Raw genomic sequence first — 20,965 nt, 5'->3', positions numbered from 1 at the left:
ACTGGTTCACACCAACCACCAGCTCTCTGTTACAGGGAAACAACTACTACTTCTTTTCCTTTCACTGCATGTAATATTCAATTTTCAAGTTGGACCACAAAAATACAAAAAGTCCCTACTGATCCAATCAGTAGGGACGATATTTATCGCGGTACCACCCTAGTTGTAGACTACTTTCATCTACCTCTCTTCACTGTTAACGATCATTTGACCGCTTTTCCTTCATAAAGAACATATATCTTTACTCGAAAAAGATGCTCCAAGACTGTAATTCATGAGTATCCCTGTACTGATTCACACCAACCATCAGCTCTCTGTTACAGTAAGATCTTCACTACTGTGATCTCTTCATTGCACTTTGTTTATTCAAATGTTTGTGAAATTGAATAAGTATGATTCGTATTATAGAATGCTTTTTAAAATACTGTCAATACTTTTTTAGTTATTTTTTTAAAATTCCACTCTTTCCCCACTATCAATCTTGTAAATTTGTCATCACAAGTCCAATACGAATCATTTCGTTTTGAATAGATATTAATAATTGTTTCTCCACTTGGTAATCTGTTAACAATTGTTTAATCTCAATGATTTCATTTTCAAAAGAATTTGCCTCATGAAGGTTTTGCAGTAGCGAAAAAAATAATTCACCATAGGTTTCCACATGATATTTCATGTTATTTTTCTTTTCCAAAATAGCCAAAAATAGTTGTTTCATTTCCGCTTGGTCGTAACGTTCTGATATGGGAGAGAAACGAGTAAGAATTGTTTGTATTCCGTTTTCTGCAACTTCATCCATATATAATACAAAACGTAAAAACATGACATATTCTCTACCAGTTACAGAACTCATTTTTGGACGTTCCATTAAAAAACCAGCTAACCAAGCCTCCCAAAATTTTTGTTGTTCTCTTACGCTTAATGTTTTCACATAATAACATAAGTATTCCATAAACTTAATTTTGTCATTTTCCGTTTCCTGTATAAAAAGTGGATATAACCAATCGGCTCGTTGATCCCAATATAATACACATTTAATAAAAACAAAGCTGAGCCACTTTAAAAATACTTTCTTTGTATGTGGATGTAATACATATAAATGTTCGACTGCATATTCAATATATCGCTTTATCTCTGTAAATAGCGGTAAATTTATTTGTGTATAGCAAAGGCCTGACCATGCATATTTTATTACCCTATCTTGTTTTTTTAAGTCGAGATAAGGTAGCAAATTTTTTCTACACCATTGTTTCTCAATATGGTACAAAAATGTTATGTCTGCCGTTAATCGTGCAAGCATGAAATGTGTACTCTGTGACAACGTTCGCATTTGTTCTTCAAATAAAAACAAGTATTCGTGAATGTTCCGATCGTATAAGTGATCATATGCTAGCAGCTTTAATAATACTGACGTCATCTTTCCAATAGGATGTTGAATAGACTCATTATAAAAGTCATGTTCCCCTATCTTGAAATTCGGATCACTTTTCATTACTTGGGGAAATAAAGAAAAGGCAAAACGTTTCACAACACGTATACTATCCTCTTGAAATTCTTCTAATCGATTGCTGATTTCATAAAGAAAACTACTAATTAACCATTGAAAAGATGTATTCCTTACAAATTGTTGTAAGAGTGGAATAATTTTTTGTATCTGTTGATTAGTAAGCTTTCGATTATTCCCCCATGCCCTAATACAGACAAACCATACTTCATTACTTACCATACTTTCCCCTACTAATTGATAAGCAAGCGAAATACTCCACTCTGTATTCAATTTACATGCTTTTGATAACATTTCTAAAAAATGACGCTGTTCAAAAATACCGTCATGAGAAAAGAGCTTAACTTGTTTCATCATTTCATGCTCTTTCAATTGCAATAACCCATCAGCAGTTACGTTACATGTAATGCTTTGTACAGCATCCTCTACTCGCTTTTCACCATAACTCTCTGGAGAAAAATGCGGATGTTTTTGTTTCATTTTTTTATATGCTTGTACTGTACAATTACCATTCGGATCACATGTGTATAGTAAATCCATAACAAGACAAGCATCAAAAGCTCTCTCATTAACAAGGTGTTTCATCACCCTTTGTAACACCTCTTGTTTACTTTGTTCCGAAGCACAGGAATAATGCTTCTTTAAAAAATTAAATACTTCATGCCTATATGTAACATGTAAAAGTAAATTTTGTTCTAGCAACCATTTGACTTTTTCATCGTCAGTTGCAAATGAATTTTCACTCATTGCCTCTACCGCAATTCGTTTTTGTAATATACTATCTGTTTCAATCATTTGAGCGATATAGTAGTTTGCCTTTCTCTTATGATTCGCACATAAATATGCGAGGGATTCTTTTACAATACGAATTAAAAATGTAAAATCTTTTGGCTGTAAATCATGTTCAGAAAACTCGACTCTATTATATGTCACACCGTCCTTTTTCTCTAATGCAGCCTGTCTTAAAAATAACATTTGGATTTTTTCTAATCCCATAACCATAATTTGGTCAGCAAAATATGCGATATGCGGTTTCATTCTCTCATCCCAAATCTGTTGTACAAATGAAAATACAGGAACTGGCAAACGACTTGTTTCCTCTAATTCAATCGAATCCTGCATATCGTGTTCCCATCTTCTGACACGTTTTAATTTAATCTTTCCATCCAAAATAAACGCCAACAATAAGATGAAAATTTCTTTATGTTCAGGGAAAGAACATCTATGTAACAAATGTGAAACAAGTTCTATAGAACTGCTATTTTTTTCTGCTGTTTCTAGTAAAAGTAATGTCCATTTTGCAAATAATAGCGGTTCAACCTGCTCTTTTGTTTCGTTTAAATACGTACAAATGGTTCGCCATAACAAAGGAGAAATTTTTGAGTGATTTTTATAAATAAGCTGAAATAATTCTTTTTGATGACTAAAAAGAAATTGTTCGACAAGCCAATCGGCCAGCAATTCATCCTCTTCATTATGAATGGTGGAAAGTAAAAATAAATTTTGGAGTTTCCCTTCTGCCTCTAACCATTCTACCCACTCGTAATCACGAGCAAATTCTATAAAATACCGGAGTGTTTCGATCTTTTTTACTGATTGCTTTATATATGATAATTGCTCTTGTTCAACTGATGGTGGAACTGTCACAATATCACGAATCCGCATTCTTTTTGTAATATAGTTATCCCCCATTAATTCAGCCCAGCGCCTCACAGCTTGCACAAGTGCCTGATGATTGTTCACCTTATTTGGATAAACAATGGGGCGTACTCCCAAATGCTCCCAATGATATGTATTATCTCCTTGAGCAACAAATGCATAACGTCTTGTACTCGGTGGTAAACCTGTTGCTAAATATTTCATAACAGGATCATTATGGCTATATCCGATGAATAGTACCGTATAATTCGAAAATAAATCAACTAAAAATCTTCTTGCCCATCCCTCTGTTAAGTAAGCCCTTCCAAAATCACCGTCCGTTAATATTAAATTTTCTTTCTCCTGCTCTATATTGCCATGTATATATGCTAAACCTTTGAACGCTCTACCTGTTGGAAGTGCAGGTGCGTAATATATATTAATATCTCGATTCATTTGTCTAATTACACTTGTAAAATGTTGATCAAAATTTGTAGTGACGATGCGAACATCAATGTCATCTGAAAAAAGCCGCGGAATGGCATAGTGTAATGGATTCGGCTTTGAATCTTTCACATCAACAAGATCTTGTGCAACTTGATGTACATCTTTCGTCTTCGCAACTTTTCCAAGATAATAATCATGCGGTTCGTTTTTTTCACGCTTTTCAACGTATAAAGTTTCCGCAATTTCATCAACTAAATCATCGAAATTTGGTAAGTTTGATTTCCCTTTCATAGAAACCCCTGCTCCGACAAATAATACAAGCCTTCCTTGCTCAAGATTATCAAATAGTTCATCTGGAATTTCTACTTCTGAAGTAATCCACATCTGGATCCCCCCTTACCTAAAAATGTCATATACTCTCATTTTACTATAACATTTTTTGTTTATTTTTTTAATATTTCGACAAGATGTTTAACATGAAAAAAATTTTTTTACACTCATGTACATACATAAGGAATGTATGAACTTCTTGTTTTATACCAAAACTATGTAAAAACAGGAGGTGTGCACTGTGAGCAATTTTACTAATGTGCTTATCAAATTTATATCGTGTATCATTGCTTTTGCTATCGGACTTGATTTGTTTTTTGATGCAACAATTGTTGATGTTATTTCCTTTAGCCTGTTTGTAACAATCGTTTCCTATATGTTTGTTGATAAGATTCTATTGGAGCACATCGGCAATTCCGCCGCTATTATGGCCGACTTTTTGTTGACATATTTAAGCGTATGGATTTTCGGTAATATTTTATTGGACAATTATATGCAGATCGCATGGGGTAGTATTCTGTCCGCTATTCTCTTTACGTTATCTGAAGTATTTGTGCATCGCGCCTCTCATACGCATGAAAGACATAAAAATGAACGAATTAATATGAATGGTCGATTCGCGTATGGAACTGAGTTTGCTGAAGAACAAAACATCTTAGATAAAGATAAGAAAAAATAAGAAAAGAAGGATGTCACAATCTATATCATGACATCCTTCTTTTTCATAAACTTTTCTTTTGATAATATTGCTCCATAACAGATTGCGGAACCATTCCGCTACCTGCTGTCACTACTTCCTTTCAATTCGATTTTATACTTCTATCTTTATATTTTTGAAATCCACAACATCAGCAAATGCACCCAGTACTGCATTATGATGCTTAACAATTTCTTCCGCGCTCAATTGCTCCGAGTCAAATGTACTATGTGCATCGCGAATCAAAGTTACTTTATATCCTTCACTAAAAGCTCTGCGAGTTGTTGTATCCACACAATATTCTGTTTGCATTCCTGATATAATTACATGTTCGATTTCCTTATCTTCTAATACTTTACGAAGATTTGTTTTATGGAAAGAATCTGGTGTTTCTTTTTCGATAATGGTATCACCATCTTTCGGTGCAATGTCAGAATGAATATTCCAGGCCGGTTTTCCTTTTTCGAAAGGATGACCTTTAGGCCCATTATGCTGTACATATATAACAGGAATCTCATTTGAACGACATTTTTGAATTAATTCTTGTAAGGTTTCTAATAATTTCTGTCCATTATGTACTGGTCCATTTGCTGTATACATACCTTCTTGAACATCTATTACTACCAAAGCTTTCTTCATCACACATCGCTCCCTTTTTTTCTATACTCCATCATCCAGCAATCTTCTAATTTCCCTTCGTGTAACTCATGTGCTTTTAATCTTTTCACCTTCTGAAATCCACATTTTTCATAACACCGAATGGCACGTTCGTTACTTACTCTTGGATCCATTGCAATTGCTTCTGCCCCTAATTCGTTGATGATATATGTAATTGTAGCTTGGACGAGTTCTGTACCAATTCCTCTATTCCAATATGTTGGTTCACCAATAAATTGGTCCATGCCCCATATATCCTGATTTTCTCTATATCCATATAACTTGTTCCATTCTGATTCTATCGGGTACATTTGCACATAACCAATTTGTTCTCCAGCATATTCTACTAGACACCTTTTTTCATCACTCTTTGGATTTTGGATAAAATGCATACGTACTTTTTCTGGAGATTGCGGATTATCTCTGCCTTCGTAATACTGTAAAACTTCAGGATTTGTTAACCATTTTGAAATTGTATTCACATCTTCTTCTATAACATATCTAATCGATACATCCCCTTTTTGAAATAACATATTTCACCTCTTTATTCATAGCCTTATAATATTCTATACTCATTGAATTAAGTCCTCTTATTAGACAGTGAATACGATACACCGCCTTGCCATCATACCTTCGTATAAGTTTCACCTCAAAAAATACTACTATGGCTGGATGTTATAAAACCTTTACTTTAGTAATCTATAGATATCAAACCAACATAGGAGGCATAAAAATGTCTAAAGGTTATGATTCAAAAGAGCAGCAACAAGAAGAAATACATGCAATCCGACAAATGATCACCGAAATGGAAATTGCATTTAATACACATGATGCGAATGAATTAGATCGACACTTCACCTTAAATGCCACATGGGTCAATGTGCTTGGCAAGCGGCTTTCAGGTTGGAAGCAAATCAATAAGACGCACAAAGTTCTTTTACCAGGACCTCTTCGTAATTCATACGCTCGTTATACAATTGAAAGCATTAATTTCATACGTTTCGACGTAGCTATCACACATATTAGACAATATCCAACAACCTCTGACGGGACAATAATAGAAAATGAGCAAGGCAGTCTTGCTGTTTATGTGATGGTCAAAGAAAAGGAAGCGTGGAAAATTGCTGCCGGGCAAAATACGCTCATTCAATATTACTTCACATATCCCCTATTTGAACTGGAGGTTACGACTCATGTCGCACGTAAATCTGAAAAAAATAACTTCTACAAACTGGCGAGAAGCTCTAAACCTTTCTGTAAATATTGAGCAACAAAAATTCGTTTCTGAAGTTACACCACCTGTTGCTATTGCACTTGCAAAAGCGTATATTAAGCCAGATGATAGAATGATTGAACCTTTTGTAATTTATCATAACGAGAAAATAGTTGGTTTCTTTAAACTACATTACGAACCGGATTGTCAAAAGGACTTTTGACTATTTCATTTTTTTATCGACAAAAGATATCAAAGAAAAGGATTTGAGGGCACGGCAATGAAAGTGTTAATTAACCATATAAAAACCATTCATCCATCTTGCCATCGCATTCGCTTAACTGTGCACCCTGAAAATGATTCGGGTCAAAAATTCTATTCAAATCTTGGGTTTACCGATGATGAAATTCTCACATACGGTGAACAAACCTATTCCTTGTACCTCTAGAATTTTTTTATTTTAGCATGATAACGAGCAAAGAGTGCCATGCAAAGTTCTAAAGACACTCTTTGTTCGTGTGAAGTACTATAGGTTATATCGGACTGTCTTAAAATCTCAAATACCAATATATTGCAACTTCATCACTTTTCTCATTTATCCCTTTATATACAAGAAAATCAAAGCCCCCTATAACAAATCCACAACTCTCATAAAAGTTGCATGCTCTAACGTTATTGCATTGTGTCTCCAGCATAATTCCTGGCATTTCACAAGCTTGCGCCCATTGCTTTGCTCGCTCAATTAATTTTCTACCTACTCCAAGCTGTCTAAACTGCTTATCTACTGTTATATCTTCCACGTAAGCAAAACCATTCCAATTCCTCTTTAATATAATCATTCCAATTATTTGGTGATTCATAACCGCCAAAAAGATTATTTGATCTGGATTATTAACATATTCACTATAGTCTATCTCATCCCCTTTATATATATCGTCTGAATAATTTTTCTCATAGCTTGGTATTTCTTGCACTGTGTATTCTATTTGTTGATTTATAGCTCCTAATGAAAGAACTAGCTTAGAGTCAACCGTAAAACTATCATCAATTTCAGGAAATTCATTCAAATCTTCTAATTCTAGTTTCCTAATAACAATGTCCATCTTTCTCTCCTCTAAGTAAAATATAATATATTCCCCATACTAAATATTTATAGAGATTCCTGCAATGAATAAACTAACAATTATGAGAAAAGGCGGACCAATCATTGCACCTCTTAGATGCATCTTATCATTGTTATACCCCTTCATTCCTTCAGTACTTGAAATAACAACAAACCTCAGATTAATCTGGCAAAGTATAAGCCAATCTATACATGTAAATAGAAACCACCTAAGAACTGTCTAGCGACACAAAAGCACCAACTGTTTTTGTGAACAGATAACGACTAATGTTAAGTTAACGTAATAATAAAACAGTAAATCAAAAAAGATGTAATATTCATGAAACAAACTCCTTTTCAAGTTTCTCTCATTGAATTATTACATCGATTGTTTAAGTCCCTATAGTACAAAATTGCACATCTATCTTATTTGATTTTTCAACCCTGTTAAAAGCTATGGATTAAAGAATTCTGCCTGAGAAACTTCCTTAAAGCTACTGATTGCAAAAGTCAAATCATATCCATTCTCATTCACAATTTTTTCAGTTCCTTTAAAATAAAGTTTTCTCGGTGTATTCATCTATTCTGCTCGCATTGGTTAACAATTTTTTGATTTTGATTAATTGCGTTACTAAGCTTCACCCATGTGTCAGTAATTTAATTTATTCTAATAAATGCCGTTTACTACTCCTTTATATAAAAATACTTTGTTTTTACAAATAATACGCAAACATTTTTGCAACCTTTTCTTTCATTTTTTCTTTTATCGATAATTGATTGACGTCAGAGGATGTTACTCGCTTTGAATTTTGTAAATCTGCATGAATGACTGGCTTTATTTTCGAAATATAGACAGGGTCATGGATATAACAGTTCATTTCTTCATTTAAATGAAACGAGCGCGAATCAAAATTCACGGTCCCAACCATCAATATTTTTTCATCAATCAAAAATACTTTACCGTGTAACACTCCCTTTTTATAACCATATACTTCCATCCTCTGTTTTAATGCTTTTCGGATATATGGATACGCTGCTTCTTTAACTAACAGTGCATCCGAATGAGGTGAGAACAGAATTTTGACACGGACTCCCCTCTTTCTTGCATCTACTAATGCATTCCAAATCGTTTTGTCTTTTGGTATAAAATAAGGCGTTAATATAATGATGGACTTTTTTGCTTGTTGAAACAGCATTGCATAATCTTGTCCAAGTTTTTCTCCGCTATAATATGCAGTAAATCGATGCGAGGTTGCTCCCTTTTCCTTTATCGCGCTGTGTTTCGGAATTGGTTTCTCTGAGTTTTTCTTCCAGTCTAACACAAATTGGTTTTCTAGATCTTGAACGCCTTCTCCTCGTATTTGAAGGTGATAATCTCTCCAGTAACCAAGTTTTTCTTTTTCCCCCAAATACTTCTTGCCAATGTTAAATCCGCCAATGTACCCTATCTTTCCATCAATAACTGAAATACGACGATGATTCCGATGATCCAAAGAAGAAGAAAGATAAGGGAAAGCAGGCTTATTGTAATATGTAAAATGCACTCCTTGTTTAACTAATAATTCTCTTTCCTTTTTCTTTAGTAAAATTCCACCTAGCCTGTCCAACGCATAGTATACTTCTACACCTTCCTGACTTTTTTGCCTCAATAACTCTAGAAACTGATGACTTACTTTATCATCAGCAATAGAGAAAAAGTTAATATGCACGTAATGTTTTGCTTTCTTTATATCTGAGAATAATTGATTGTTTAACTGTTTCCCGTCTGTATACATAGTAATATCACTTTGACGAATAGGGTATTGGCTAGGCTGCTGGCCAAATCTCCCACTTTTTTCAGCTGCTGTTCTGTCAATTTCATCCCACACAAGCAAAACAAAACATACGCCGATAAATACAAAGAGGAGTACCAGGAAAGTTTTCCCTATCTTTTTCAACATATTTAATCTCCTTTATATCTTATCGTTTTCTTTCTGTTAGTTTTTGTTATCGGTACAAAACTATTCCATACCCATCCATGAATCTAATCTTCACCATAGAATATATAAATAAATTACGTTCTTACATGGTAGATTTTTCTTATGAATATTCTATTCACGTTAAGTTAACATAACACCACTTAACAGTATTCCATGTAGCTATTAGCTAAAAAAATCCTCCCTCAAATAATTAACTGTAAAATTTCTCATTCACATAACCCTAAAATTGGAAATCGTACTATAATAACAAAATAGGCATTCTATATTTTGAAGCACATTTACAAGGAGGAAATACTACATGACAGTAAGCACTAAACTTAAACAAACTATCGCTGGATTAAAGAGTGCTCAAGCATGCCTAGAAGGATTTGTTCTTGATACTGATAACCAGCAAGCAAAACAATTATATAAAGGTGCAGCACAACAAACTCAAGAGATTATTGAATCTTTAAATCCTCGTCTTCAGCAAATTGAACAAGAAGAACCTCAGTACAAGTAATAACGTAATACCTTTCACATAGAATATCTTCTACATGGAAGAGTGCTCAGCTTAGATAACGATTATTAAAATGATGATTACAATTAAAATCAAGATAAGAAAAGTAAGTATCCCAAAACAAAAAAATGTACATTTTCATCTGAAGATGTACATTTTTTCGTTTTAAGTGTGTTATAAAATTCTTAAGTTGATGGAGAGGCAAATCCTTTATATCACAATAAAGCTAAACACTTTGAATCTTATTTTATTACTTTTGAATCTGAAGCACGTCTTGAAATTATGCGGAAGAAAGGAATAGAAGATAAACCTAATCCCGATATAACTGGATATGCTCATTTGTTTTTTTCTGTTGGTAGTGAAGAAAATGTGAATCAACTAATCAAAACATTAAAAGAAGCTGGATATCCTGTATTAAATGGACCACGTTTCACTGGAGATGGCTATTACGAGAGCATAATAAGTGATCTGGAAGGAAATCATATCGAGATAACCCTCTAGCATCATACTTATATTATTAGATATTTAAATTATGAAATAAAATAAAAACCGTTCAATAATTTTGAACGGTCTTACTATCTCATTCTTTAAAAAAGTTTGATCATTACAGAAATGCTGGTTCTGTCGTTTTCCTTAATGACAATACCGGTCTACTAACCCCTTTAGATGTTCTATGTTTTCTGAAGATGAATTTTCTGATAATCTAGCCCCAGCAATAATAGGAGCCCACTCCAAAACTTCATTCCTTGATAAGCCAGTATTATTGCAATATATACGTAAATACATTTCAGCTAACTCGACTGAAGACTGCGCATACAATAAATATGTTCTGTATACATCTGCACGAATATCTCCCGCGCTAGCATCTACCCAATCAATAATTTTCACGTTATCATGACTCATGATCAAATTAAATGGATGAAAATCTCCATGACATAGCCTAGGTTCAATTACCATTGAATCCAATTTTCTTAACAATTTATCCTTTAGTTCCTCATCTAGATTGTATACTGATTCAATCTGGCGATGTAGCTTTGCTGACATCGGTTCAAGTAAATCCGAATTAACAACAACAGCATGCATCTTTTGTTGTATATCGACACAAATACTTATGTAATGCTCCGCCCGTTCCATATGATTTATCAAAAGTTCACCAACTGTTTGCCCTTTTACATATTCCATTATAATTGCTTGCCTACCCTTTATTTCTGTAACTTCAAATACCTGAGGGACGTTAAGTCCACATGAATAAGCGTATTCTTGTTTCTTTGCCTCGTATAAAGATTCTGTATTTGGAAAGTGTTTTTTAAACACTTTTACAATTTTATGATCACAAAGATATATCTTTGCTGTATTTCCAATAGCTATTGGCTTACCTAGGTTCAATTATTTTCTCTCCTTAAGATAAATTACAATAATGTCTTACACTTCATCTAATATATTCGATGTAATTATATTGAAAGCCTCCCCTCTTATATTAAACTCTGAATTTTTTAATACCCATATTTCGTTAGCGAAACAGGTGATCGATTAACAATACATACAGTAGAAGGATCAAATCTTGGTTCTTTTATTTTTTCCTATCGATTAGAGACCAATAAAAAAGACCCTGTAAAACAGGATCTAAATAAACTTTAAAACATCGTGTCAATATTTCAAATCGATTTATGCTCTTAATTATTTTTTCTCCATAATTGCAAAATAATTTTTCTCGTGATCAGCAAAATTAAATGCTCTTCCAGACGGCATATTTACAATTTCTCCGACTGTAATTTCTTTCTCTACAAACTCTTTATGTAACTTATCGATATCTTCAGTGAAAAATAACATGGATGGCGTACTTAAATTTAATTCAGGCTGCATCTTCGCAATTAATTCCTTATTATGTAGAACAATACTCGTTTCCGCTTTCTCCGTTGGCGCAATTTCAATCCATCTAAATCCTTGACCATTATTTTCATCAGCAACTAAGTGGAAACCTACTTTTTCTGTCCAAAATTGCACAGCCTCATCTTGATTATTTACATATAACATAATTTGACCAACTTTATGAATCATCAGCTTCTCTTCCCTTCTTCTACTTCAGTTGTATTCAGTATATACGAACTAGCGTTCTTTTTGAAGTGCTTTTATGCTAAATTTTCACTTCACACATTTTTACACACTGATTTTCTCGCTCTCTTCATATCTTGAGATGAGTTTGAGTTTTAGTATTTAAATAATAGCCAACTTACTATTCCTTAACATAATAATATTATGTAAACTATATTGTTATATTCTCTCTTCACTTTAACCTATATATCTTAACTTGTTACAGGAGCATGAAATGTTGCTCCTTTTGGATGGATTGGCTTCTACTTTTCCTATTCTCCTCCGTTGTTAGTGTAAAATGATAATAATGTTATTTAATTTTACAAGCTCAAACAAGCATAACCCCGTTCTAAATTTAGGACGGGGTTAAACATATAGTTGTTTAATTTTTGACGTAGTATAATTTACTACACTAAAAATATAACAATAAAGTCGTTTGAAATTCTAAGTTTTATTCAACAATAGCTTACTTTAACAGAAGATCCGATTTCAACATAATCTTAACAGACATTAATATTGTTCTTCCGTTACTGCCCCCCCATTTGTCCTAGTGACTGAGGAGGTTACCATAGACCGCAAAGCACCGTGTTATCAATGATTCTCTTAATTCGAATGCTCTTCTTTTATGATTTAAATGTAATGAATTATAGTATTTCTATATACCCTTCTGCTCCATTCACCCTGATCCTTTGTCCATCCTTGATCAACTTCGTAGCATTCTCCACACCTACAACTGCTGGAAGACCGTATTCTCTGGCAATGACAGAACCATGGGTCATCAAACCACCTACTTCCGTAACCAAGCCTTTGATAGATACAAACAGCGGTGTCCAGCTAGGGTCGGTAAAGGCGGTAACCAATATATCTCCCTCTTCTAAATTCGCATTTTCCATATTTAAGATGACACGTGCTCTTCCTTCGATAATACCGGAAGAAACAGGTAGGCCTGCAATAGCATTAGGTGGAATATATTCCCGTTTGTACTCACCTGCAATGATTTCACCATCAGACGTGATAACACATGGGGGAGTTAGTTTTTCATATAATTTGTACTCGTCTTTTCTTTTGCTGATGATCTGGTAATCTAGTTGATTTGTGCGTACAACTTCGCGAAGTTCTTCAAAAGTGAGATAGTATATATCTTCTTTTTCATGAATAACATTGACTTGCACGAGTTGTTCGGCTTCTTTCAGTAAAGCCTGCTTATAAGCGAAGTAGCGATTAATCATGGCGTATTTTGGATATTCACGATAACCGATGAAATCCCGGATTAGGCTGATCATTCGTTTTGCCTTTTTAGCTTTTTGTTTACCACCCGGTAATTCTTTCAATTGATCTAATAACTCTTGTTCCTTTTTCCAAGCTTCCTGTCGCCCTTGCTCGAATTTCCAATTGCTAGCATTCGGCTCAAAGTTTTTAATGTTACCGAGAATCATGGGGACAAGTGTACTTGGCTTTTCACTCCAACGAGTTTTAGTAATATCAATTTCTCCACTACATCGCATTCCGTATTTATTGAGATAAGAATAGATAGCGTCTCTGGTTTTTTGTCCACCTTCAAACTTAACCAGTTCATCCAAAAAGTTATCATCTTTTACATGTTGTAAATAAGCAATTACTTCTGGATAAGGACGAATCACATCTGCGACATCCAATAATGCTAGACCCATTTCCGAAGTAATATTGTTTGGTACAGATTGAGAAAGCGTGTCTGCTACGTTTTTTTCACCTAACCACTTCTCCATTTTTTTATTGATCCATGATGAAGCATCCATAGCTGCCATAATTACAGCCAAACTCTGCGGGTTAAATAATATCTTCTTTAATTGCTGGATATCTTCTAGAATAAAATTAAATAAATTTGATCCTGATTTCGTTTGGATGTTTTGTTTTAACTCTTCTATCGATGTTTGACTACTCTTAATCAAATCAGTAACGATCGTCGGATTGTTTTCGATTTGTGTTAGAAAATCCACAGATTTACCATTATTACTTTGACTGGAACTTTGTATTTTTTCATCATCTGGTAACGATTTTATAAATTTTTTTCGCTTGACTACGGTCATAAGTGCGTCTTTGATGAGCGGATTGGATTGTCCCATGACATTTAATAAATTTTTTCTACTGACAGGCGAAGCCAGATTATGTGTGACATCAACAAATAACCTTCCACCAGCTGCATGCATGGGTGGATGAGCTGTTAACTGGAATAAAGACATCCCCAATGGTTTCATGGGGTCAGTCATCATTTGTTGATGACCGACAGATACATAGACGTGATTTTCTTGATCACTCGCTTCAGGGATGGGGTATAAAGTAGTGATTGGCCGGCTCTGAACAATATATAATATATCATCAACCAAACACCATTCGATATCTTGTGGGCAACCAAAATAAGCTTCGATCTGGCTTCCTATACGTGCTAGTCGTAATATTTGTTGTTCAGTAAGTGTTTGGCTTTTTTGCTGATTGGGTTCTATCTGCTGTGTTTCTGTGCCTCCTTCTTTTAAGGCGTAGATTGCTAGTTTTTTGGTTGCAATCATTTTATCGATAATCTTTTCTTCTTGCACCTTATAGCAATCGGCAGATACCAAGCCGGAGACAAGGGCCTCTCCTAGTCCAAAGCTAGCATCGATAGATAGTAGCTTTCGATTGGAAGTAATCGGATCAGCAGTAAATAAAATTCCTGAAGCCTGCGGGAACACCATCCGTTGAATGATAACGGATATATACACTTGACTGTGGTCAAATCCGTTTTGCATACGGTAAATCACGGCACGATCTGTAAATAGAGAAGCCCAACATTTGCTGATGTGCTGTAAAATGGGTTCTTTTCCGATGATATTTAAATAGGTGTCTTGCTGGCCGGCAAATGAGGCATGTGGTAAATCTTCAGCAGTTGCACTGGAACGCACTGCATAAGCATGTTCATCACCAAACTGGGAGAGATAGTAAGTAACATCTTTCACAACATCGAAAGGAATCTCTACTTCCATAATGATTTTCCGAATTTCCCTGCTGATTTCACCAATTTGATTTCGATCCTCTACTTTTAGTAGTACTAGTTGATCCAGCAATACGTGGAACGCTTCGTTTTGTTCGAGGGCTTTTTGATAGGCTTCTGTCGTAACACAAAATCCTTCTGGCACTTGTATTCCATGAATCTTCGATAGTTCCGCCAAATTCATTCCTTTGCCACCGACCAAGATTTGTCTCGTTTTATCGATCTCCCGAAACTCTAGTACATAGGGTTTCATTTCCTTCCCTCCCATCTATCGCTCAATACTAAGACGAATTATATGAAAAAATTGTTCATCTGATCAACTAATTACGCTGTCCACTCGTTCTTGCTCCTGATGAAGTTCTATATTCATATCAAACACTCCTTTAAAAAAATTGCTTTGTTAAATTATATTATTGAAACCATTAGTAGGTAATACTTATGTCTCCAATAGAATAGAGTACCGAAATGAATATCACCAATTAAACCTACCGATTTACGCAGGGAAAAACCCTCCAAACAATCGTTCACATATTGCAGAACAATTGTTTGATTCAATCAAATATCTACAGAATTCTTTAACAAAACCTTTTTATTATAATTGCTTGCTTTCTCAATATGTATATATATTAGATGTGTTAAAATCAAAAACAACGGCATGATTTTTCAAAAAAAGGAAGGTGAACGAGAATGAACAGAAACCTTATATGGTTAGCATTGATTTTAAGTTTACTGGTAGTTGTGCCGTTTAATTGGCATCTCGGCATTACTTCGTTAGTTGTAGTATTTATTAATATGATCACTAAATTTTCTTTATATTTCATAGGGATATTATCCGCTCTACACCTTATACAATATTTAAAACGAAAATCTAAATACGAAAAACAAATACTTGAACTTTTAAAAGAAATTAAGGAGAGTACAAAAAAGGATTGAGCCCTGTACAATACAGGATCCAATCCTTATTAGCTGCTTAGAATATTTGTCTAACTTTTTGGATTCACTTTAAATCATGGATTTTTTTAATTGTCCACGATTCGAGGTACAGTCTAAATATTAAGAAATTGGGCTTTTTTTGTTACCTCATTAAAGCGTCCTATAATTGAATAACTGATGGTTTTCTTACAGAAAGTTTACGAAATTCATAGTAAATTAGTAAAGTAAAGAAGAGAATATCCAAATTAATATTCTCTTCTTTGGGTTTATCCGTTTAAAAAGAAGGCAAGTTATCTAAGTTATTTTCTTTAATACCGTCAGGTTCACTACGTATAATATCCCTGCCATACTTATGAAATACGTCCACATGAGCTAACTTCCCTGATTTTGCTTCATCAAGAGCAGTAATATAATCTAATTCTCTTCCACTACTTGTTTTAAAAGCAATAATATCATCCTCATCATTTTTACGAACTGCAACAATTTGTTCTACTCCTGAATCGCCTTCCTCAACTACTTCCAATTGAGCTTGGTCTTCCCCTTGTTGTAAGTAATCATTATAAATTTTTTGAAAGTCTTTTTTATCCATAAAACCCACCTCCAAACATTTTATTAATATGCTCGGATGCTATTAGTTTTATGTACTGTGATCCTTAAGAAAATTATTTTTTTACAGTTTTTCACATTTCCATTCTATAAATGCGAACCTATTCCACTTTTTCAGCTCGTATTCAAATCGAACACAATTTTTGCTATAGAACTGCGCCCGATAGTTGAAGAATGAAATTAAAACGTTTCCCTAAGTGGATCTATTCTCAAATTCAAATTTAGCTATCTGTGCAAAGTTTAGACCCTTAGCGAGCCACGAAAACCCCTAACGGCATAGTAAGATTCTGCTCCATTGTGATACACGAAGACGTGCCCAAAGCGATAATCGCAAAAAAGGGCACCGCCGAGTTCTCTAATATCAGAAGGTGTTTGCACCCAACTTGACGTTTTCTTATCGAAATTTTCAAGATTCTGCAACGCCCGATATTGTTCTTCCGTTAATAGTTCAATACCCATGGCACTTGCCATATCAATAGCGTTATTTTCTGGTTTATGTTTTTTTCTTGACTCTAGCCCCTCAAGATCGTAACAAACACTTCTGCGGCCTTTAGGACTTTCCGCTGAACAATCATAAAAAATGTATTCGCCCTTCTCTATATCATGCCCAACAACATCCGGTTCGCCGCCAGTTCTTTCCATTTCATTGAGCGACCACAGTTTTTCAGTATTAGCATCCAGCTTTGCTTGGACTTTAGCCCATTCAAGGCCTTTATGGCGATTCATGTTTTTCTCAAAACGAACTTTCAATACTTCAAGTAATTCTTCACGTTGTTCTAGTGACAATTCCTTTTTATTGTTAATTTCATTTCTCTTTGTCATGTTAGGTCCCCCCTTATTATTTATACTCATATTAATTTCAGTATATATAAATAATTATTTTATAATAAATCATTTAAATGATTGTGTGAATTCAGTTTACAATGGATTATAGGATTTAGTAAATCCATTTCTCCACAATCCTGCCTATATGCGGAGGAACGTTAGCTATTATAATAATGTCTGGGTAATAATAAGTAAGTTATCGTTGCTTATTAAAAAAGCAAGGCCCGATTGGCCCTGCTTTTTATTTGACTATTACTTTTCCATCCATTCCTTTCTGGAAATGGTACCGACATATCAGTTCGTATGTACCGGTTTCATTCGGTTTCACGGTAATTGTTTTTTCTTTTCCCGGTTGAATTTCGGCGTCAATTTTGAGCTTCTCTACAGTGAAGGTGTGCTCTTTTTTACCTTGGTTTTTCAATATCAACGTTGTCGTTCTTCCAATCGGAATAGTGATGACATTCGGATTAAAGTAATCATCGTTCAACTCGACCTCAATCATTTCCACTGACTCAACAGGCTGCGTTACGACGCTGGATTCGGCAAATACACTGAGTGAGCCTGTATTTGTCACAACTATAAATATCGCAAGCAAAATGACCGATCCAGTTAACCACTTTTTCACAGACATTCGCAATCCTCCCTTTCCTAAGCACTATTGTTTTCCAATTCATAAAATATTATTACTATAAATGAGGTACAACGTGCTTCAAATAGTAACTCTTTCATCTGAAACAGTGACAAAGAAAAAAATCAACTCTTATAACGACTTTCTACAATCCATTCTTCTTCACTTAACCTGCACCATTAGTTTAAGTGTAATACTTCATATTCAAACAAAATATTTTTTATCATCTCTTTCATCTAGTTACCTTTTTAACTAAATGGTACAACGAGTATTTCCTAGTGATATTTATTGTATTTTATCTTTGGAATGTGCAATCTTATGAATTCCCATTCAAACGATAGATTAGTTGCACAACGCCAGAGGAGAACGTTCTTGTATGAACCATCTTTAAATTCAATCTCTGTTTTATATCAATAAACAACGGTTTTCCTTCTCCCAAAATAACAGGGTGAACGGATAATCTAAATTCATCAACAAGCCCTAAATTGATAAAAGTTGTAATAAGACTTGCTCCACCATATAGCCAGATGTCTTTACCAGGCTTATTCTTTAATTTATTTACTTCTTCAATAATATTATCATTTATGAATATTACTTTATGATCGGTCCCTTTTTGCGTTCTAGAAAACACATATTTTTCTTTACTATGAACTAATTCCCAAATTCCTTTTTCAGTATCAGTATCTTCAATTTCTGGAGTAAATTGTCCCCATAAATCGTAGCTTTTTCTTCCATATAAAATAGTATCAATTTGATTTAAGAAATTAATAAACTCCATATCAGAGTCCATGATACACCAATCAACTTCCCCATTTTTCCCTTCAATAAAACCATCTAAAGTAACTGCTAAATCTAAAATGACTCTTCTTAGCCTTACGTTATTGGACATAATTCTTCCTCCCTTTAATCATTTAGATATTGTTTCCTTAACTATGTATGCTGCTTTTCATTCCCAGTTCATCTTCAAATATATAACCCTCTTATGGAATAACATGACTGATGTTTTTAAACATCTGTATTGTAAATGTAACGATTTTATTTGTATGTAAACAATTTTAACAACTGTAAATATTTTAAAAGATAAAAAACAACCGTTTACAGTATACAAATAGTGCTAGTATCAAGAGTAATTTTTTACTTCCCCTTAGGATAGCACTATACTACATTAACATAACTAATAAAAAAGAAATCATATTATAATATTGAATATATTATTACGAAGTTTAAATCTTAATTTTAAGGAGGCGTTGTCGATGCAAAAGAAAATAGTATTCTTTGGACTTAAATATGAGGGAATAACGCTTCACTAGCCCAAAAACTGCGTGGTTCTATCACTCGAAAGGGGTATCATATTGAACAAAATAACTTTAAAACCCATTGATAAAAGTAATTGGGAGGAAGCTACTAGATTATCAGTGAAAGAAGAACAAAGTACATTTCTTGCCTCTAATCTTTATTCTATCGCACAGGTTCAATTTTTAGATAACTTCTACGCAAATGGTATATATCTTGATAATAAATTAATAGGTTTTACAATGTTTGGTATAGACGCTAATGATAACAATTTTTGGATTTATAGGCTTATGATTGATAAAGAATATCAAGGAAAAGGGTTAGGTATACAGGCTATATTTCTCATTATTGAAAAGATAAGAAGCATTAATAATAAAAATATTCCCCTAATTATGATTGGCTATAATCCTAAAAATCTTTCGGCGAAACTAGCTTATAAGAAGGCTGGATTTATTGAAACTGAATTATCATCTTGGGGTGAACAACTGGCGAAATTCATCTTTTGAACTCTAAAAATTCAGGGAGACTTTACTCGAAAATGAGTAAAGCCTCCCTAAAATACTTACCTTTTTCATGAAGGTTGATGAGTTAGTAGGAACGAATTATGCTACGAAGTTTAAGAATTCTATAATTTAGTTACCAAATCATTTAAAATACTACTAGAAAGGGTGAACCGTAGTGATTCGAGGTATCATTTTACATATCCCTTGTCACAGAAAATCTGAAAGGAGTTTTCTCAAACTACAAAAATACATACCTTTATGTGCACGATGCACAGGTATATTGATTGGTTTCTTTATGTTTCCAATTTATTTTTTAATAACACCTTCGTATACGCTATCATTAGCACTATCCTTCTCTGCTCAAATTCCATTATTCATCGATGGATTTACCCAAAAGTGGAAATGGAGAAGTAGCACAAATTTACTAAGAGTAACTACTGGTATCTTAAGCGGTAATGGTATGGGACTACTTATCTCATCTAGTATCATATGGATTCTATCCTAAATCTATTTTACATCGACGGAGGTATTTACATGTTCTGGATCTATTCAATTCTAATTCTCATTTCCGGTGGCAGTGGAATTGGTTTTATCTTTCATGAAAAGTATACAGAAGCAATAGTAGCTTTTGTTATTTGTTTACTATTTATCGGATTGCTAAATTTTCATCTTAAGAGAAACCCCAAAAAGAGAAATTTGGATTGTGGCACTTTAGATTGTGCCGATTGTTCAGATTTTGATTGTGATTGCAAAGATTAAATGTAAACTTGAAATAAAGTTGCGGTATGGGACAGTCTCGTTCTTGAACTACCCCCACTTAACAGTCTAACCAACTGTTTGAAGTGGGGGATTCCTACGAACACCAAAGTATCCCTCGGCTTTATGAGTAGGCAATCCCCGTAGTCCCTACGGTTAGAAGCCTTAAGGCCTCTTTTCTCAAATTTTGTCCTGCGTTGACATCTCTATCATGATGCATACCACAAGAAAGACACTTCCATTCACGCAACTCTAGATCTTTCACG

General features: G+C 34.1%; 20 protein-coding genes, 3 pseudogenes and 2 other annotated features (1 of these 25 cut by a window edge). Of the genes and pseudogenes, 9 read left to right on the top strand and 14 right to left on the bottom strand.

The genetic code is table 11. From position 1 onward, the window contains the following. Positions 1 to 74 (bottom strand) — a binding site (T-box leader) (it extends 160 nt beyond the left edge of the window). A gap of 55 nt (positions 75 to 129) precedes the next feature. Further along, positions 130 to 361 (bottom strand) — a binding site (T-box leader). 114 nt (positions 362 to 475) lie between these two features. Continuing rightward, positions 476 to 3,970: a DUF4020 domain-containing protein gene (locus tag CN288_RS10630; RefSeq protein WP_098302247.1), complete on the bottom strand. Its 3,495-nt coding sequence runs from the start codon at positions 3,968 to 3,970 to the stop codon at positions 476 to 478. Positions 3,971 to 4,157: 187 nt separating this feature from the next. Between CN288_RS10630 and CN288_RS10625 the strand changes: the two genes are divergently transcribed. Next, entirely contained in the window at positions 4,158 to 4,595 is a 438-nt protein-coding gene (locus CN288_RS10625; protein ID WP_026591111.1) for a YndM family protein, read from the top strand. Positions 4,596 to 4,727: 132 nt separating this feature from the next. Here the strand turns inward: CN288_RS10625 and CN288_RS10620 are convergent, their stop codons facing one another. After that, positions 4,728 to 5,252, bottom strand: coding sequence for a cysteine hydrolase family protein (locus CN288_RS10620; protein ID WP_026591112.1), 525 nt, complete (start codon positions 5,250 to 5,252; stop codon positions 4,728 to 4,730). Continuing rightward, a complete protein-coding gene (locus CN288_RS10615) occupies positions 5,252 to 5,803 on the bottom strand; it encodes a GNAT family N-acetyltransferase (protein WP_090689875.1) in 552 nt (183 codons plus the stop codon). The genes CN288_RS10620 and CN288_RS10615 overlap by 1 nt, the downstream gene beginning before the upstream one ends. Before the next feature lie 200 nt (positions 5,804 to 6,003). On the opposite strand from CN288_RS10615, the pseudogene CN288_RS10610 reads away from it, so the two are divergent. The 3 genes and pseudogenes from CN288_RS10610 to CN288_RS29520 all read left to right on the top strand — a co-directional run. Beyond that, positions 6,004 to 6,420: pseudogene (locus tag CN288_RS10610) on the top strand (SgcJ/EcaC family oxidoreductase); the annotation flags it as partial. Positions 6,421 to 6,463: 43 nt separating this feature from the next. Continuing rightward, the gene (locus tag CN288_RS29525; protein ID WP_231503913.1) at positions 6,464 to 6,706 is read left to right on the top strand and encodes a GCN5 family acetyltransferase; all 243 of its coding nucleotides are present in this window, start codon (positions 6,464 to 6,466) and stop codon (positions 6,704 to 6,706) included. Between the two features lie 15 nt (positions 6,707 to 6,721). Beyond that, positions 6,722 to 6,931: a GNAT family N-acetyltransferase gene (locus CN288_RS29520; protein ID WP_255259964.1), complete on the top strand. Its 210-nt coding sequence runs from the start codon at positions 6,722 to 6,724 to the stop codon at positions 6,929 to 6,931. A gap of 100 nt (positions 6,932 to 7,031) precedes the next feature. Here CN288_RS29520 and CN288_RS10600 read toward each other — a convergent pair whose 3' ends face one another. The 3 genes and pseudogenes from CN288_RS10600 to CN288_RS10590 form a co-directional block, all read right to left on the bottom strand. Further along, positions 7,032 to 7,586: a GNAT family N-acetyltransferase gene (locus CN288_RS10600; protein WP_098302245.1), complete on the bottom strand. Its 555-nt coding sequence runs from the start codon at positions 7,584 to 7,586 to the stop codon at positions 7,032 to 7,034. A 39-nt stretch (positions 7,587 to 7,625) separates the two neighbouring features. After that, positions 7,626 to 7,796 (bottom strand): annotated as a pseudogene (locus tag CN288_RS29515) (nitroreductase); the annotation flags it as partial. A 502-nt stretch (positions 7,797 to 8,298) separates the two neighbouring features. Continuing rightward, positions 8,299 to 9,525, bottom strand: a complete 1,227-nt coding sequence (locus tag CN288_RS10590) for a phospholipase D-like domain-containing protein (RefSeq protein WP_098302244.1) — start codon at positions 9,523 to 9,525, stop codon at positions 8,299 to 8,301. A 337-nt stretch (positions 9,526 to 9,862) separates the two neighbouring features. Here CN288_RS10590 and CN288_RS10585 point away from each other — a divergent pair, with 337 nt between their 5' ends. Both CN288_RS10585 and CN288_RS10580 read left to right on the top strand, forming a co-directional pair. Continuing rightward, positions 9,863 to 10,063: a DUF1657 domain-containing protein gene (locus CN288_RS10585; RefSeq protein WP_003198197.1), complete on the top strand. Its 201-nt coding sequence runs from the start codon at positions 9,863 to 9,865 to the stop codon at positions 10,061 to 10,063. A 189-nt stretch (positions 10,064 to 10,252) separates the two neighbouring features. Next, a pseudogene (locus CN288_RS10580) lies at positions 10,253 to 10,561 on the top strand (VOC family protein); the annotation flags it as partial. Positions 10,562 to 10,693: 132 nt separating this feature from the next. Here the strand turns inward: CN288_RS10580 and CN288_RS10575 are convergent. From CN288_RS10575 to CN288_RS10540, 7 genes are all read right to left on the bottom strand, one after another. Beyond that, positions 10,694 to 11,446, bottom strand: a complete 753-nt coding sequence (locus tag CN288_RS10575; protein WP_098302243.1) for an aminoglycoside phosphotransferase family protein — start codon at positions 11,444 to 11,446, stop codon at positions 10,694 to 10,696. A gap of 291 nt (positions 11,447 to 11,737) precedes the next feature. After that, complete coding sequence (locus CN288_RS10570) at positions 11,738 to 12,118, bottom strand: VOC family protein (RefSeq protein ID WP_026591118.1); 381 nt, start codon at positions 12,116 to 12,118, stop codon at positions 11,738 to 11,740. A gap of 677 nt (positions 12,119 to 12,795) precedes the next feature. Next, positions 12,796 to 15,408 carry a phosphoenolpyruvate synthase gene (gene ppsA / locus CN288_RS10565; RefSeq protein WP_098302242.1) on the bottom strand — a complete coding sequence of 871 codons (2,613 nt, stop codon included), beginning with the start codon at positions 15,406 to 15,408 and terminating at the stop codon, positions 12,796 to 12,798. 954 nt (positions 15,409 to 16,362) lie between these two features. Then, a complete protein-coding gene (locus tag CN288_RS10555) occupies positions 16,363 to 16,677 on the bottom strand; it encodes a DUF3892 domain-containing protein (protein ID WP_026591121.1) in 315 nt (104 codons plus the stop codon). 257 nt (positions 16,678 to 16,934) lie between these two features. After that, the gene (locus tag CN288_RS10550) at positions 16,935 to 17,516 is read right to left on the bottom strand and encodes a DUF4256 domain-containing protein (RefSeq protein WP_026591122.1); all 582 of its coding nucleotides are present in this window, start codon (positions 17,514 to 17,516) and stop codon (positions 16,935 to 16,937) included. Between the two features lie 244 nt (positions 17,517 to 17,760). Further along, positions 17,761 to 18,150, bottom strand: coding sequence for a cupredoxin domain-containing protein (locus CN288_RS10545; RefSeq protein ID WP_026591123.1), 390 nt, complete (start codon positions 18,148 to 18,150; stop codon positions 17,761 to 17,763). A 313-nt stretch (positions 18,151 to 18,463) separates the two neighbouring features. Continuing rightward, complete coding sequence (locus CN288_RS10540) at positions 18,464 to 19,036, bottom strand: dihydrofolate reductase family protein (RefSeq protein ID WP_026591124.1); 573 nt, start codon at positions 19,034 to 19,036, stop codon at positions 18,464 to 18,466. Positions 19,037 to 19,499: 463 nt separating this feature from the next. Here CN288_RS10540 and CN288_RS10535 point away from each other — a divergent pair, with 463 nt between their 5' ends. The 3 genes from CN288_RS10535 (at position 19,500) to CN288_RS10525 (ending at position 20,702) form a co-directional block, all read left to right on the top strand. Beyond that, entirely contained in the window at positions 19,500 to 19,946 is a 447-nt protein-coding gene (locus CN288_RS10535) for a GNAT family N-acetyltransferase (protein ID WP_026591125.1), read from the top strand. Between the two features lie 172 nt (positions 19,947 to 20,118). Then, complete coding sequence (locus CN288_RS10530; RefSeq protein ID WP_081810981.1) at positions 20,119 to 20,448, top strand: DUF2085 domain-containing protein; 330 nt, start codon at positions 20,119 to 20,121, stop codon at positions 20,446 to 20,448. A gap of 29 nt (positions 20,449 to 20,477) precedes the next feature. Continuing rightward, entirely contained in the window at positions 20,478 to 20,702 is a 225-nt protein-coding gene (locus tag CN288_RS10525) for a hypothetical protein (RefSeq protein WP_026591126.1), read from the top strand. 121 nt (positions 20,703 to 20,823) lie between these two features. Here the strand turns inward: CN288_RS10525 and CN288_RS10520 are convergent. Next, the coding region (locus CN288_RS10520; protein ID WP_141527949.1) for a zinc ribbon domain-containing protein at positions 20,824 to 20,965 on the bottom strand (142 nt) is incomplete at its 5' end.

Source organism: Bacillus sp. AFS023182 (assembly GCF_002560575.1).
Lineage (GTDB): Bacteria > Bacillota > Bacilli > Bacillales > Bacillaceae_G > Bacillus_A > Bacillus_A arachidis.
Note: the sequence above shows the minus strand (reverse complement) of the source record. Positions and strands in the feature narration are given on the sequence as shown.